The sequence below is a fragment of the Sphingomonas chungangi genome, from assembly GCF_013778325.1.
Lineage (GTDB): Bacteria > Pseudomonadota > Alphaproteobacteria > Sphingomonadales > Sphingomonadaceae > Solisphingomonas > Solisphingomonas chungangi.
On sequence record NZ_JACEIB010000001.1, the window covers coordinates 625859 to 640692 of the forward strand.

The 14834-nt window shown below is 64.1% G+C and carries 14 protein-coding genes; 4 read left to right on the forward strand and 10 right to left on the reverse strand.

What is annotated here, in order from left to right; all coding sequences use genetic code 11:
* Positions 1-60: 60 nt before the first annotated feature.
* Positions 61-1374: an FAD-dependent oxidoreductase gene (locus HZF05_RS03120; protein ID WP_160365140.1), complete on the reverse strand. Its 1314-nt coding sequence runs from the start codon at positions 1372-1374 to the stop codon at positions 61-63.
* An 87-nt stretch (positions 1375-1461) separates the two neighbouring features.
* On the opposite strand from HZF05_RS03120, the gene lepA reads away from it, so the two are divergent.
* Positions 1462-3264, forward strand: a complete 1803-nt coding sequence (gene lepA, locus HZF05_RS03125) for a translation elongation factor 4 (RefSeq protein ID WP_160365141.1) — start codon at positions 1462-1464, stop codon at positions 3262-3264.
* 12 nt (positions 3265-3276) lie between these two features.
* On the opposite strand, the gene HZF05_RS03130 is transcribed toward lepA, so the two are convergent.
* The 8 genes from HZF05_RS03130 to HZF05_RS03165 all read right to left on the reverse strand — a co-directional run bounded on the left by HZF05_RS03130 (position 3277) and on the right by HZF05_RS03165 (position 11107).
* Positions 3277-5031: an ATP-dependent nuclease gene (locus HZF05_RS03130; RefSeq protein WP_160365142.1), complete on the reverse strand. Its 1755-nt coding sequence runs from the start codon at positions 5029-5031 to the stop codon at positions 3277-3279.
* Between the two features lie 166 nt (positions 5032-5197).
* A complete protein-coding gene (locus HZF05_RS03135) occupies positions 5198-5587 on the reverse strand; it encodes a type II toxin-antitoxin system death-on-curing family toxin (protein WP_160365143.1) in 390 nt (129 codons plus the stop codon).
* 14 nt (positions 5588-5601) lie between these two features.
* The gene (locus tag HZF05_RS03140) at positions 5602-5829 is read right to left on the reverse strand and encodes an AbrB/MazE/SpoVT family DNA-binding domain-containing protein (protein ID WP_160365144.1); all 228 of its coding nucleotides are present in this window, start codon (positions 5827-5829) and stop codon (positions 5602-5604) included.
* A 55-nt stretch (positions 5830-5884) separates the two neighbouring features.
* Positions 5885-6580: a hypothetical protein gene (locus tag HZF05_RS03145; protein ID WP_160365145.1), complete on the reverse strand. Its 696-nt coding sequence runs from the start codon at positions 6578-6580 to the stop codon at positions 5885-5887.
* 66 nt (positions 6581-6646) lie between these two features.
* Positions 6647-6916 (reverse strand): entericidin EcnAB, encoded by a 270-nt coding sequence (locus HZF05_RS03150; protein WP_160365146.1) that lies wholly within the window; start codon positions 6914-6916, stop codon positions 6647-6649.
* 141 nt (positions 6917-7057) lie between these two features.
* Positions 7058-7879 carry a flagellin N-terminal helical domain-containing protein gene (locus HZF05_RS03155; RefSeq protein WP_160365147.1) on the reverse strand — a complete coding sequence of 274 codons (822 nt, stop codon included), beginning with the start codon at positions 7877-7879 and terminating at the stop codon, positions 7058-7060.
* Positions 7880-8183: 304 nt separating this feature from the next.
* Positions 8184-9293 carry a M50 family metallopeptidase gene (locus tag HZF05_RS03160; RefSeq protein ID WP_160365148.1) on the reverse strand — a complete coding sequence of 370 codons (1110 nt, stop codon included), beginning with the start codon at positions 9291-9293 and terminating at the stop codon, positions 8184-8186.
* Positions 9294-9346: 53 nt separating this feature from the next.
* Positions 9347-11107, reverse strand: coding sequence for a putative bifunctional diguanylate cyclase/phosphodiesterase (locus HZF05_RS03165; protein WP_160365149.1), 1761 nt, complete (start codon positions 11105-11107; stop codon positions 9347-9349).
* Between the two features lie 243 nt (positions 11108-11350).
* Between HZF05_RS03165 and HZF05_RS03170 the strand changes: the two genes are divergently transcribed.
* The 3 genes from HZF05_RS03170 (at position 11351) to HZF05_RS03180 (ending at position 14204) form a co-directional block, all read left to right on the forward strand.
* Entirely contained in the window at positions 11351-12442 is a 1092-nt protein-coding gene (locus tag HZF05_RS03170; protein ID WP_160365150.1) for a sensor histidine kinase, read from the forward strand.
* Positions 12439-13245: a LytR/AlgR family response regulator transcription factor gene (locus tag HZF05_RS03175; RefSeq protein WP_160365151.1), complete on the forward strand. Its 807-nt coding sequence runs from the start codon at positions 12439-12441 to the stop codon at positions 13243-13245. Before HZF05_RS03170 ends, HZF05_RS03175 begins: the two co-directional genes overlap by 4 nt.
* Positions 13246-13727: 482 nt before the next feature.
* A complete protein-coding gene (locus tag HZF05_RS03180) occupies positions 13728-14204 on the forward strand; it encodes a hypothetical protein (protein WP_160365152.1) in 477 nt (158 codons plus the stop codon).
* A 25-nt stretch (positions 14205-14229) separates the two neighbouring features.
* Here the strand turns inward: HZF05_RS03180 and msrB are convergent, their stop codons facing one another.
* A complete protein-coding gene (gene msrB, locus HZF05_RS03185; protein ID WP_160365153.1) occupies positions 14230-14736 on the reverse strand; it encodes a peptide-methionine (R)-S-oxide reductase MsrB in 507 nt (168 codons plus the stop codon).
* Positions 14737-14834: the final 98 nt, after the last annotated feature.

Here is a 14834-nt window from a genome sequence, read left to right on the forward strand (position 1 = left end):
CCCCTATAGGGGGGTGTTTCCGGGTCCGCAAGCGACTCTTTTGCGCGATGCGAAATCCTTTCAGGCGGGCTGTGCGGCGGCGATCATCTCGGCCAGATCGACGAATTTCTCGCGCGGGGAGCCGTCGCGAGCCTGGAGGTTTTCGGCCTCCTCGATTCGGCGCCAGTCGTCGAAGCTGACAGCGTTCACCGCACGCTCGCCCAGCAGGCGGGCGAGTCCGTCGCCGCCTTGCTTGCCCTGCGCATCCGGCAGGTCCTTCGCCATCTCCTCGACGATCTGGAAGCCGTCCGGACGATTGGTCCCGATCGTGCCGGTCGGCCCGCGCCGCGCCCAGCCGGCGCAGTAGAGGCCCGATCCGATGCCGCCGATCCGCCCCTCCTCGTTGGCGAAACGTCCGGCCTTCTCGTCATAGGGCAGGCCTTCGATCGTGATGCTGCGATAGCCGATGCAACTCACCACCATCGAGCAGGAAATATCGACGGTGTGGCCGTCGCCGTGCGCGTGGCCGTCCGCATCGAGGGCAGTATGTTCGAGGCGGATGCCTTCGACGCGGTCGGTGCCGAGGATCGCGACGGGCGACGAGAAGAAGCGGAAGTCGATGATGACGGGCTTGTCGCTCCCGCCGGCCGCCGCGAAGCCGCGCAGCAGCGTCACGGACTTTCGCTGGCCGGGATCGAGCATGTCGTCACCCTCGATCGGCGGGAAAGCGGCGGGATCGACCAGCGGCGCGGCGCGGGCGAGGTGGCCGAGTTCGCCCAGCTCCTTGGGTGTCATCGCGATCTGGTGCGGGCCGCGCCGCCCGCAGACGATGATGCGGCGAACTTTCGAGAGCCGCAGCGCCTCCAGCGCGTGGCCGACAATGTCCGATCCTGCGAACTCCTCCGGAGTCTTGGCGAGGATGCGCGCGACGTCCAGCGCGACATTGCCGTTGCCGATCACCGCCACGGTCTCGCCGTCGAGCGGCGGGTAGAGGCCGGCGAAATCGGGGTGGCCGTTGTACCAGCCGACGAACGCCGCCGATCCGATCACGCCGGGCAGATCGTCCCCCGGCACTCCGAGCCGCTTGTCGGCGGGCGCGCCGGTGCAGGTGACAACGGCGTCGTAGAGGCCGCGCAGTTCCTCCACCGTCACGTCCTGACCGACGGTGACGTTGCCGAAGAAGCGCACCTGCTCGTCACTGGCGGTATTCTCGTATCGCCGCGTCACCGCCTTGATCGACTGGTGGTCGGGCGCCACGCCGGAGCGGATCAGGCCGTAGGGGACGGGGAGGCGATCGATCAGGTCGACGCGCACCTCGCTTCCGAAGGTCTTGAGCGCGGCCTCCGCCGTGTAGAAGCCCGCCGGGCCGGAACCGATCACCGCGATGTGGCGCATCCCGCTCTCTCCTCGACATGTTTTGCCCATGATGCTGGGCGTATCGAGCGGCTTTGGCAAGGCGCTCCGGCAATGCTAGGGGGCGGCATGACTCCGCTCGACCGCATCCGCAACTTCTCGATCATCGCGCACATCGACCATGGCAAGTCGACCCTGGCCGACAGGCTCATCCAGCGCACGGGCGGGCTCTCCGAGCGCGAGATGACCGCCCAAGTCCTTGATAACATGGACATCGAGAAGGAGCGCGGGATCACCATCAAGGCGCAGACCGTGCGCCTCGATTACAAGGGCCACGTCCTCAATCTGATGGACACGCCCGGCCATGTCGACTTCGCCTACGAGGTCAGCCGCAGCCTCGCCGCCTGCGAGGGCGCGCTGCTCGTCGTCGATGCCGCGCAGGGCGTCGAGGCGCAGACGCTCGCCAACGTCTACCAGTCGATCGAGCACGACCACGAGATCGTCCCCGTCATCAACAAGATCGACCTGCCCGCCGCCGAGCCCGACAAGGTGAAGGCCGAGATCGAGGATATCATCGGCCTGCCCGCCGACGACGCCGTGCTCGCGTCGGCCAAATCCGGCATCGGCATCGACGAGATCCTCGACGCGATCGTCGCGCGCATCCCGGCCCCCAAGGGCGACGTGAACGCCCCCCTCAAGGCCATGCTGGTCGACAGCTGGTACGACCCCTATCTCGGCGTCGTCATCCTGATCCGCGTGATCGACGGCTCGATCAAGAAGGGCCAGCAGATCAAGTTCATGCAGGAGGGATCGGTCCACCTGGTCGATCGCGTCGGCTGCTTCCGCCCCAAGATCGAGCAGCTGGCGGACCTCGGCCCCGGCGAGATCGGCTTCATCACCGCGCAGATCAAGGAGGTGGCGCAGACCCGCGTCGGCGACACCATCACCGACGCCAAGCGCCCGGCGGCCGAGGCGTTGCCCGGCTTCAAGGAAGTGCAGCCCGTCGTGTTCTGCGGCCTGTTCCCGGTGGACGCCAACGATTTCGAGAAACTGCGCGAGTCAATCTCCAAGCTGCGCCTCAACGACGCCTCGTTCAGCTTCGAGATGGAGACGTCGGCGGCGCTCGGCTTCGGCTTCCGCTGCGGCTTCCTGGGGCTGCTCCACCTCGAGATCATCCAGGAGCGGCTCAGCCGCGAATATGACCTCGACCTGATCACCACCGCGCCGAGCGTGGTCTACAGGATCCACCTGACGCATTCGAAGACCGAGCCCGCCACCACAATCGAGCTGCACAACCCGGCCGACATGCCCGATCCCAACCGGATCGAGAGCATCGAGGAGCCGTGGATCGACGCGACCATCTACGTGCCCGACGAATATCTCGGCTCGATCCTGAAGCTCTGCCAGGATCGGCGCGGCATCCAGAAGGACCTGACCTATGTCGGCGGCCGCGCGCAGCTGCGCTACGAGCTGCCGCTGAACGAGGTGGTGTTCGACTTCTACGACCGGCTGAAATCGATCTCGCGCGGCTATGCGAGCTTCGACTATCACCAGATCGAGACGCGCGAGGGCGATCTCGTGAAGATGTCGATCCTGGTGAACAACGAGGCCGTAGATGCGCTCAGCATGATCGTCCACCGCGGCACGGCGGAGGCGCGCGGGCGCGGCATGTGCGAGCGGCTGAAGGACCTGATCCCGCGCCACCTGTTCAAGATCCCGATCCAGGCGGCGATCGGCGGCAAGGTGATCGCCCGCGAGACGATCGCGGCGATGCGCAAGGACGTGACTGCGAAATGCTATGGCGGCGACGCGACGCGCAAGAGGAAGCTGCTCGACAAGCAGAAGGAGGGCAAGAAGCGGATGCGGGAATATGGTTCCGTGCAGATCCCGCAGGAGGCTTTCATCGCTGCTCTCAGAATGGGCGAGGAGTAGTGTCTCTCGGTTTCATCGAAATTTTTTTGCGCATATCTTCCCAATAAAATTTGTTAATTCGTTCGGAAATTCGGAAAGTCGAGTTTCTTTACATACAGACAAGGCATTAAAGCTGACGCCATATAGCGACTTTGATTTTCGAGAAAGCGATGAAATTATTTCCTTTCCATCTATCATATCGCTCAGATTTTGCCCGGATGAAATTTTTGCATCAATGTGGTCTTTTGCCATTTTGAAGCAAGTCTTCGGCTCATATCTTTTGCCGTAAAACTTCTGCATAACATCGGAATATGAAAGAGTAAGATCCTGTTGAAGCTCCTTCTCAGTTTCCTCTATTAACGAAGCAATATCCAAACGATCGACTTCCAAATCGTCGCTTGCATTTTGCGATATTAATCGCGCTATAACAGTCGGATTTATGAAATAATTTTCGATCTCCTTGCGTTCCCATATTGTCAAATCAAGGGAAGCAGCTGCGGCCTTTTCATAAAATGCGGCGCGCTCTTCCGCCAGCATATAGTCACCATCGAGCAAAAGAGCTGCTTGGATATCCCCATTGGATATTTTCCGTAGCGCATCAGCGGCGCCTAGTGCCTGCTGCCAGTTGCCTTTACCCTTAGTCTCTTGAATCGCAATGTCAGAAAATCGATCAAACATCTGCGCACCCATTTTGAAGGCGACGTCAGTTAGATAAGATTTGTCATCTCCCTCAACAAATAGAACGAGACCTTTATCTGCAAGCTTTGAAAGTTGTATCGAATGTATGCTCCCCATTTGCCTTAGGGATTGCTGTATCTCTGATGCTTTTGAGGCGGGTCGAGATATTTTTTCTCTCTTTTGGACAACTATTACATTCTGGAAAGGTACATCAGAGATGATTTCTGGAGAGTGAGTGGCAATTATTGATTGATTAAAATCAAATCCTTCAATGACCTTTATCAGCTTTCGTTGAAGATCGGCATGCAGATAAACATCTGGTTCGTCCAAAACGATGGTTGATGCCTTATCTACCCTCGACAAAAACCAGATAGTCTGAATCCAGGCTTGTAATCCATGCCCATGCCATGAGATTTCCGATGTAAAGCGACCTTCTCTAATTAATAGAGAATATTCATTTCTCTCGTCGCCATGATCATTTTCAAAGTGTTGAATGATCAGGCCCGGCCAAGTTTCCGCTAAAAGATCCTTGAATTTTCGATATTCTGCAGGTCTCTCCCAAAGTTGATTTCTAAGGTGTCTGTATGCTAGATATCCATCTAAATATCGATTGACACGTTGTTTGGCTATAATTTTTTCATGTGGCAAAAGGGACCCAACTGGGGGCATAACTTTGGTGATACCAAATGTTTTTGTGCTAATTTCAGACCTATCATGCACAACGTGCCGCTGGCCTTTTCTGACTTGGCAAAATGTTTCAGAACTATCCTTGCCTATATAAATATGGATCTCGTTATTGTTGCTAAGCTTTGCTTTTATGTAGGCGGGCGTGGTCTTGTCATAACCGTGTTGAACATTGTTAAAATCGAAATCGATTGTCTCGAATGAGAGGCGGAATCCAGCGCCTTCGCAGTGTCCCTCTAGCCATGATGGGCGCGGGATGAAGCTCGTACTTTGAACTCGAGCTTGGCACACGGACAAAACTCGCAAGGCTTCAACGACGGTTGTTTTACCCGCATTGTTCCGGCCTATAAGGATAGTTTCCTTTTCGAAATCAACCCGGTGATCTACAAATCCGCGAAAATTTGAAAGTGTGAGAGATCGAAGCATAGGCGATTGATAGCATCGATCTTTGCAGAGGCTAGGCCCTGCGCGGCATTGATTATCATTTTTGCCGTTGTGATCCCGTTATGATCCTGCTCGCCCAAATACGTGTCGACAGAAATCGGCGGCCATTCGGTTGATCCATGGCAGACAGCTACCGAGATTGGGCAGATTAACCGAGAATTGCCACCGCCCTAAACCAATCCCCCAACTCCGCCTCGCTCATCTCCCCCGCCGCGAGCGCCTGGAACGCCACCACCAGTTCCGCGTCGCTGGCACCCAGCGCGCACCCGTTCAACATTAGGAAGGTTTCGGAGACCACAGCCGCCGTGCGCTTGTTGCCGTCGACGAAGGGATGGTCGCGGGCGATCCCATAGGCATAAGCGGCGGCCAGCGCGGCGGCGTCCGGTTCCCCATAAGCGGCAAGGTTGCGGGCGCGGGCCATGGCGCCGTCGAGGCCGGCGGCGTCGCGCACGCCGGCGGGGCCGCCATGCTCCGCGATCTGCTCGGCATGGATGGCGCGCGCGGTCTCGGCGTCGATCCACACCCAGTCGCGGGCCATGGCCGCTCGCCGCCCTACTTGGCGAGTTCGCGCAGCGCGCGCTTGCGGCGCGCCATCACTTCGCGCGCGGCGGCCATCTGCGCGTCGAAATCCGCCGACGGCCCGCGCAGCTCGATGCCGTGCGGCGTCCGCGTCACCGACACGGTCTGCCCGATCGCGACGTCGAGATGGGCGAGCAGCTCCTTCGGCAGCACCACGCCCGCGCTGTTGCCGATCTTCGTGACCTTGAGGCTGGCGTTCATACGATGGTTCTAACATCGGTGCGGATTGCCGGCAAGCATGGCCGTCATCGCACGCTCACTCCTCCGCCGGCCCCCACGTCCCGTTCGCGCGCAGCACGTCGTCCGGGTACAGATGCCTGAGGTCGCCGGCGGCCCGCAGGCGCTGGTGCATCTGCTCCAGCATGTCGGAGAGCGTTTCGCGCGTCCCGGCGTCCTTTTCGCGCGCTTCCCGCTCCCATTCCTCGCGCAGCGCCTTGCGGACATGCGGGGGCACGCGGTTGCCCTTGGGGGCGTCGTCGTAGCGCGCGCGATCGGCGTGGCGCATCACCCACATCAGCAGGCGGTCATTGTACCAGCGCTTCTCGCCGACCTGCTCGCCCTTGTGGAAGACGGGCACGGGCACGCCGTAGACCGCGCGCTCGTAGGCGATGTCGGCGAGGCGTTCGGTGCCGATCGCCAGCGCATCGTCCCACGCGGCGGCGAAGGCCTCGGCGCCCGCGCCCTTGCGCAGCAGGTAGGCGCCCACCGTGCTCATGCCGACCCATGCGCAGGCGCGGGTGACGCAGCCGGTCTCGGCCAGCGCCTTGACGAAGGCGCGCTGCCGCTCGGGCGTCCAGCCATCGTAACGGGTGGCGCCGCGCGGGGCGGGCGCGAAATCCGGCGCGCCCTCCAGCATGGCGGGCGTGACGGCGACGGGACGGCACGCGCGGGGCGCACGCTTGCGGGGCTGGCCGTTCAGGGTGACGGCCGGATCATGGGGAGTGTGGGCCATCCCGCCCATTTATCGCACGGGCGCGGCTGTAGGACAGCGAAATTAACCGAATAGGATAATTGTGCCTCAGTGTGTGGCGTTGTCGACACTGTTGGCGGCGGCGGTCATCGCGTTGCCGGTGGCGTCGGCGGCGTTGTCGATCGCGTTGCCGGCCTGGCTCAGGCCCGGCTGGGCGGCATCGGCGGCGTTGTCGGTCGCGCTCATCGTGGCGTTGGTGTCGGCGGCGGCGTCGTTCATCGCGGAGTTCGCGGTATCGGCGGCGGCGTCGTTGGTCTTCGGGCTGCAGGCGGCGAGGCTCAGCATCGCGGCGGCGGCCAGCACGGGCAGGGTCTTCATTCGTCTCTCCCGGTTCGTCACGTCTGCGCCAACGAGCGGGGAGGGTTGGAGTTGCCTTCAAAAGCCGGATAGCCGGCGGGACGCCACGAAGGGTCCGCGCCGGCCGATCGGTACTGCTACGATCTGCTGGGAGCTAAGCTCTTAGTTGCCCAGCAGTTTCATGACGCCCTGCGGCGTCTGGTTGGCCTGGGCCAGCATGGCGGTGGCCGCCTGGCTCAGGATCTGCGCCTTGGCGAGGTTGGTGGTCTCGACCGAGAAGTCGGCATCCGAGATGCGCGACTTGGCGTCCGTCAGGTTGGTGACGTTGGCGGTGAGCGAGTTCACCACCGAGTTCATGCGGCTTTCCGCGGCGCCGAGCTTGGCGCGGGCGGTATCGACCACCTTGAGCTGCGCGTCGACCGAGGTCATCGCGTCGTTGGCATCGGCGACCGTGGCGACCGAGGTGGCGGCCGTGGTGTCGGCGATCTGCGAGAAATCGAGTCCGATCGTGTTGCCGGCATCCGAACCGACCTGGATCGAGACGGTGCCGGTGCCGCCGCCGGCCGAACCGTCGAACAGGTTCACGCCGTTGAAGGTGGTGCCGGTGAGCGAGCTGGTGATCTGCTGGGTCAGCAGGCCGACTTCCGCCTGCATGTTGGTGCGGTCGTCATCGCTGTAGGTGCCCGAGGCGGACTGCACGGCCAGCTCGCGGATGCGCTGGAGCATGCTCGTCACCTCGTCCAGCGCGCCGTCGGCGGTCTGGGCCATCGAGATGCCGTCATTGGCGTTGCTGATCGCCTGGTTCATGCCGTTGATCTGCGACGTCATCGAGTTCGAGATGGCGAGGCCGGCGGCGTCGTCCGAGGCGTTGTTGATGCGCTTGCCGGAGGACAGACGCGCCATCGCGGTCTGCAGCTCCATGTTGGCGAGCCGCGTCCCGTTCTGGGCGCGCATGGCCGCCGAGTTGGTGTTGATTACGGTCATCGTGTGTCTCCAGTACCGATCGAAATCTCCGATCCCGTTCAGGTCTAAAGGGAGATGGTTATTACGTGGTTAACGCTGCCGGGCGGGCCTAAAGGTTCGGCGGTTGCGGTCGTTACCCTGTGTCCGGCGGGGTGGGGCGCATAACCGAAAGTAAGCAGAATCAGGACGTTGGGACGTCGGGCGAGGTTCGGGCCTTCCGCTTGGCGGGCGCATGACGCGCCGCTGGCGCGGCGGAATGGTTAGCGCCCGCGATTAGACTTTCGTGGAAGATGCGCGAAAAAGCGCGGTGCGCGCGGGGTCGCTGCTAGGCGAGCAGGGCGCGGATGCGGCGATCGATGGTGCGGTAGGTGTCGTCCCGGAACGGCGATTCCAGCCGCAGCGCCGCCCACATCGCCTTCAGCTTCGATCGCATGAGCGCCTTGTCGCCCGTCCGCGCCGCGACGGCCGCCTCCGCCGCCCTGAAGAGCGCCGAGCTGGCGGATCCGCCGCGTTCGACGAGCCTGGCCTTCGCGCGTACGGCGTCATTCTCCCACACCGCCGCCACGTAGGCGTCGCAGGAGGCGAGCCATTCGTCGAGCGCGGGCGTGGCATGCGTCACGCGGAACCGCTCGATCAGATGCCGCGCCCGCGCGACATCGACGGTTTCGGCATCGAGCACCTGCGCGACCCGGACGGTCGCGACATAGGGGGAAATGTCCTCCCGTGCCTCCGCCGCCTGCTCCGCTTCATCGACCATCCAGCCCGGCAAGGCGCGGATGCGCACCTTGTTGACCAGCAGCGTGTTCATCCAGACGATCGCCTTGTCGCGGCTGTAGCGCTCGTCCGCCTTGCGCAGCGCCCGCCATTGCGTGCCGTCCGACATCCCGCCGGGCCGCACCGCGGGCAGGATCGTGAACACGCACGTATAGAGCGATTGCAGCATGAATCCCAAAGCGAGGCCCTTGGGATCGATGAAGGCGGAATCCGACGGGCCGGGCAACAGCAGCATGGCGGCGAAGGACGCCGCCGCGAGGATCAGGCTGGCCATCGGGCCGGCGGCGATGATCCGGGACCAGTGCATCTTGGCGCGATCGTCGCTGGCGCGCGGAACCGCCGCCACCCAGCCGCTCAGCCCCTTGCGATAGCGGCGCGGCACGAAGGCGAAGCTGCGGCTGGGAACCTGCCAGCCGAACGGGCGCACCGCGAAGGTGACGATCCGCCAGCCACAGGCCAGCGCCGTCGCGGCATGGCCGATCTCGTGGACGAGCGTGCTGACCAAGCCGCCGACGGTCAGCGCGAGGAAGCCGTAGAGGATGTTCGGCTGGTCGCGGAACGATCCGGCATAGACGAGGAGGGGCGCGAACCAGCAGGCGAGGGACGCGCACCACAGTGCCGATCGCAGCGCTCTTTTCCGGAAAGGTTCGTCGTCGCTCATGGCCGCAGCCCGACGATAGCCGACAATCTCATCGCTTCAACCGGTCGCTTGTATCAGCTCGCGAGCTGCCAGCCGGGCAGCTCGGTCGCCAGCATCGGGCGGCCGAACAGCCAACCCTGCGCGTGGGTGCAACCCATCTGGGCGAGCTGGGTGGCCTGCGCCTCGGTCTCGACGCCTTCGGCCACCACCATCACGCCGATCTGGCGCGCATAGGCGACGAGCATGCGGATCATCGAGGCGGTGCGCGGCGTCGCGAGATCCTGCACGAAGCGGTGATCGATCTTCAGGCAGTCGAAGCTCAGCGACTGGAGGTGGGTGAGGCTGGAATGGCCCGTCCCGAAATCGTCGAGCGCCACCGTGACGCCCAGCGTGCGGATCTCGTCGATCGCGGTGCGCAGCCGCCCGAGATCGGGGATGCGCGCGGTCTCGGTGATCTCGATGCGCAGCCGGTGCGGCGCCATCTCGGCACCGGCGAGCGCGGCCATGATCCTGCGCGGCGCGTCGCTTTCCAGCAGCTCCACCACCGACATGTTGACCGACACCTGCAGCGCCGGCGGCCACGTCGCGGCATCGAGGCAGGACTGGATCAGCGCGAAATCGCCGAGCGCATGGATCAGGCCGGATTTCTCGGCCGCCGCGATGAATTCGGTCGGTGGCACCTCGCCGCGCACCGGATGGCGCCAGCGCATCAGCGCCTCGTAGCCGACCACCTGCCGCGAGGAGAGCGCCACGATCGGCTGGTAGCGCATGTTGAAGCGGCCCTGCTCCAGCCCGCCCCGGATCTCGGCGATGAGGCCCTGATCGGAGGGGGTGGGATCGAGGTCCGATGCCGGATCGTAGAAGCGGCAGCGGTCACCGCCGTCGGCGCGGGCGCGGGCGCAGGCCTGAGTGGCGCGCTCCAGCAGACGGAGCGAGGTCGATCCGTCCATACCGGCGCGCGCGATGCCGATCGATCCGGTGATGGTGACGGGCAGGCCCGACGGGCTCTGGAAGGCGAAGCGCATCGAATTGAGGAAGCGCTCGGCCGCGCCCGGCAGGCTGGCGGCGTCGCCCAGCGTGACGACGACGGCGAAGCGGTTCTGGCCGACGCGGGCGATCAGGTCCATCGCGCGGACGGAGGCGGAGACGTGCATCGCCGCCTCGATCAGCAGCTCGGAAGCGGGCGCCCAGCCGCGCTCTTCGAAGATTTCCTCGAACTGGTCGACCTCGACGACGACCATCGCCACCGCCATCATCGTGCGCGCGGCGGTCTCCAGCGCCTGACCGGTGCGATCGTGCAGCAGCTCGGGCGTGGCGAGGCCGGTGAGCGGATCGCGGCGACGGCTCTCCTCCAGCAGGTGCGAGAGGGTGTGGACCTCGGTGCGATCCTGCAGCACCACGCCGGTCACGCTCATGCCGGCGACCTGCGCGTGGATCAGCGACTGGCGCCACGATCGGAACCGGCCGGTTGCGTCGACCAGCTCCATCGCCGGCAGGGTGTCGCCGCGCCGGGTCGCTGCGGCGGCGGCGCAGACTTCGCCGAGCAGGCGGGATCGGCTGACGCGGTGATAGCCGGCCGGCATATCCGGTTCGGGATCGAGGCCGAGCATCGTCGCGGCGGCCGGGTTGCAATAGGCCCGGTCCGGCTTTTCGGAGAGCAGCACGACACCGTCGGTCAACCCGCTCAGCACGGTGCGCGCGTCGCGCTTCAGGCCGATCAGCGTGCGGCTGTTATAGACGTAGAGCAGGATCGCGGCGACCGCCAACACCCCCGTCGCCGCGATGGCGAGGGGGAGCGCCGTGAACGCCATCAGGGTCGACATGATCTGCGGCATGCAATCCTTTCACAGCCTGCACTTTATGGACAGCCCGGTGAAAAGACTGAGACTTTAGGCGGTAAAGAAAGCGTTAAGCATGGCGCCGTCGCAGATGCGAAGTGCGGCGAGTGGAGGCCCTCTCCCGCCTGTGGGAGAGGGAGAGGACCCGCCGCGCAGCCCTTACCCAACACTCTCCCTCGAAAAGCGGGAGAGGGCTCTGCCGGCTTCACCCCGGCGCCCAATCCCGCTAGGAACGTGCCCATGGCGAGACCGAGCCGTCCACCGCGGCCCTTCTTCGACGACAAGAACAGGGCCTTCTGGTTGCTCCAGTCGGCCGGCTGGCTCGGCTATTTCCTGCTCCGGTCGCTGGGCGGCGTGGCCAACAACATGGGCCTGCTGTTCATCGTGCCGACCGCGCTGGCGACGGCGACCGGCTATTCGCTCACGCTGCTGATGGGCGCCTTCTTCCGCAAGCTGATGACAGCCAAGCCGTTCTGGACGTGGACCGTCTCGATCGCGCTGCTGGTAATGGCATCGGCCGCCTTCTCCACCATCGAGGTGTGGGCGCACGCGACCTTCTATCGCCCCGGCACCCGGCCCGAGGGCGCGCAGTTCCTCGGTGCCATCCTGCTCGATTTCGCGGTGCTCGGGGCGTGGTCGGCGCTCTATTATGCGATCAACTTCTTCCTGAAGCTGGAGCAGCAGACGGATCAGCTCCAGCGGCTGGAGGGGCAGGCGTCGGCCGCGCAGCTGGCGATGCTGCGCTACCAGCTCAACCCGCATTTCCTGTTCAATACGCTGAACTCGATTTCGACGCTGGTTCTGCTCAAGCAGACCGAGCGCGCCAATTTCATGCTCTCTCGCCTCTCGGGCTTTCTGCGCTATACTCTGATCAACGAGCCGACCGCGCAGGTGACGCTGGAGCAGGAGGTGGAGACGCTGAAGCTCTATCTCGAGATCGAGAAGATGCGGTTCGAGGACCGCCTGCGGCCGCATTTCGATATCGAGCCGGCGGTGGCCGGCGTCCGCCTGCCGTCGCTGCTGCTGCAGCCTTTGGTCGAGAATGCGATCAAATATGCCGTTACGCCCCAGGAACAAGGCGCCGATATCGCGGTTACCGCTCGATTGATCGGGGATCGCGTGCAGATCGGCGTGACGGATACCGGGCCGGGCTTGAACGAGGTGCAGCCGAGGGACACATCGTCCACGGGTGTGGGCCTCGCGAACATCCGTGACAGGTTGGTGCAGGCTTACGGCCCGCGCCAGAGTTTCCAGGCCCAGCCCGGTGTGAATGGTGGCTTTGCTGTGACGATAGAGGTTCCATTCGAGACGGAACCCAAGGAGTTGGCATGACGATACGAACGATCCTGGTGGACGACGAGCCGCTGGCGATCCAGGGCCTGCAACTGAGGCTGCAGCGCCACGATGATGTGGAGATCATCGATACCTGCCTGAACGGGCGCGAGGCGATCCGTTCGATCAAGACCCACAAGCCGGACCTCGTCTTCCTCGACATCCAGATGCCGGGCTTCGACGGATTCTCGGTGATCCAGGGGCTGATGGAGGTGGAGCCTCCCCTGTTCGTGTTCGTGACGGCCTATTCCGATCACGCGATCCGCGCCTTCGAGGCGCAGGCGATGGATTATCTGATGAAGCCGGTGGAGGAGGACCGCCTCGCCGACACGCTCGATCGCGTCCGCCAGCGCCTGACCGAGCGCAAGGGCGTGGAGGAGGCTGGCCGCCTCAAGGAAGCGCTGGCCGAGCATGCGCCGGAAGCCGCCGAGGCGATGGAGGAGGGCGTCGTGGACGACGGCCCGTCCGCCAGCCGCTACGAGAAGCTGATCAACATCAAGGATCGCGGCCAGATCTTCCGCGTCGACGTCGATTCGATCGAGCGCATCGACGCGGCGGGCGATTACATGTGCATCTATACCGGCGACAACACGCTGATCCTGCGCGAGACGATGAAATTCCTGGAAAAGCGCCTCGATCCGCGCCGCTTCCAGCGCGTGCACCGTTCGACCATCGTGAATCTCGATCTGGTGCGGCAGGTCAAGCCGCACACCAACGGGGAATGCTTCCTGGTGCTGGAGAGCGGCGCGCAGGTGAAGGTGAGCCGCAGCTACAAGGACGTGGTGGCGCGCTTCGTGCACTGATCGGGCGCGGGTCCGGTTTCGGCCGGGTTTCAATCCTGGGTAATTTCTCGTCTTTTGGCTCCTCCTAAAACGCCTGTTCCCGGCGGTGTGTTGCTCTAATAAGGCGCCGCCAGGAACAGTCGTGGCGATGGAATTTGCCCGTCGCGGTGAGATTTCGGCCGCCATCAATGAAGGCGCGCTCCTACATCGCGACGCCCAGCTACGCGCAGGTGGCCGAGCGGCTCTGCACCCGCGCGCGAGGCCGGTGGGAGCGGTATCGCGCGCATCTGGAGCCGGTGCTGTCGATCCCGCGGCCCTGGGCGGAGCGGATGGGCTATGCGGCCCGACGGTGCGTTGCTCGCATAATACGGCATTTTCGTCGCACGGGCGGCGGATTGATCGCAGCAGTCGCGGTGCCTGTCCCTTCGCGCTTCGGGAATATCGCGCGGGGTGATCCTGTCTCTCCCAAGGCCGCCCGACCGGGCGGGAGCAGGGAGTCGACGATGATCTTTCACGTGTCCATCGCCGCGGCCGCGCCGCGCCATGTCGCCGGTGTGCTGGCCGAGCTGTGGGGCGGCACCGCCGCGCCGTTTCCGCCCGTTTCCGAAGACGGCTGGATCGTCTTCGCCGATGACGATCGCGGATCGGCGATCGAGGTCTATCCGGAAGGCGTCGTGCTACGCGAGGTGGATGGCGATGCGGATGCGGTCGGCATCCGGCTGCCCAGCATCGGCCTCACCTCCACGCACATCGCGATGGCGACGGTGCTCGATCATGCCGATGTGATGCGCATCGCGGTGCGCGAGGGCTGGCCCGCCAAATACCGCAAGCGCGGGGGCATGTTCGGCGTGATCGAATTGTGGGTCGAAGGTGCGGTGATGATCGAAGTGCTGACCGCCGAGATGCAGGCCGAATATCGCCGCACGATGAGCTCCGGCAACTGGCTGGAGATGCTCGCCGCGATGCGGATGGCTGCTTAGGGCAAATCCTACCCCCGGCGGGGATTCATGCCACCCGGAATCCCATCGCCACGCCGTTCATGCAATAGCGCAGGCCGGTCGGCTGCGGTCCGTCGTTGAAGACGTGACCGAGATGGCCGGCGCAGCGCGCGCAATGCACCTCGGTGCGGTCTTCGCCCAGCGACGGATCGGTACGCTCGCCGATCGCGTGAGGGAGGTGATCCCAGAAGCTCGGCCAGCCGGTGCCGCTGTCGAACTTGGTGCGCGAGGCGAAGAGCGGCAGCGCGCAGCCGGCGCAGACGAAGATGCCCTTGCGATGCTCGTTGTTGAGCGGGCTGGTGAAGGGGAACTCCGTCGCCGCCTGGCGCAGCACGTTATAGGCCTGCGGACTGAGGCGCTTCCTCCACTCCGCGTCGCTGAGCTTAAAGGGGGCGGGCGTCGCGGCGACCGCGGCTGCTCCGCCGTGCGAGAAGAGCCGCCATGCCAGCGCGCCGGCGGCGGCGGTGCCGGCGAGACCCAGGGCGGAGCGGCGATCGATCGGCTTGGTATCCATGCCTTCCTGTTCGCTCGATCGGCCCGTCGGGTTACGGGTCCCTCGTCAAGCGCACGGCTTTGCGGCACATTTGCCGTTTCCGGCGTTGATGCCGGCAA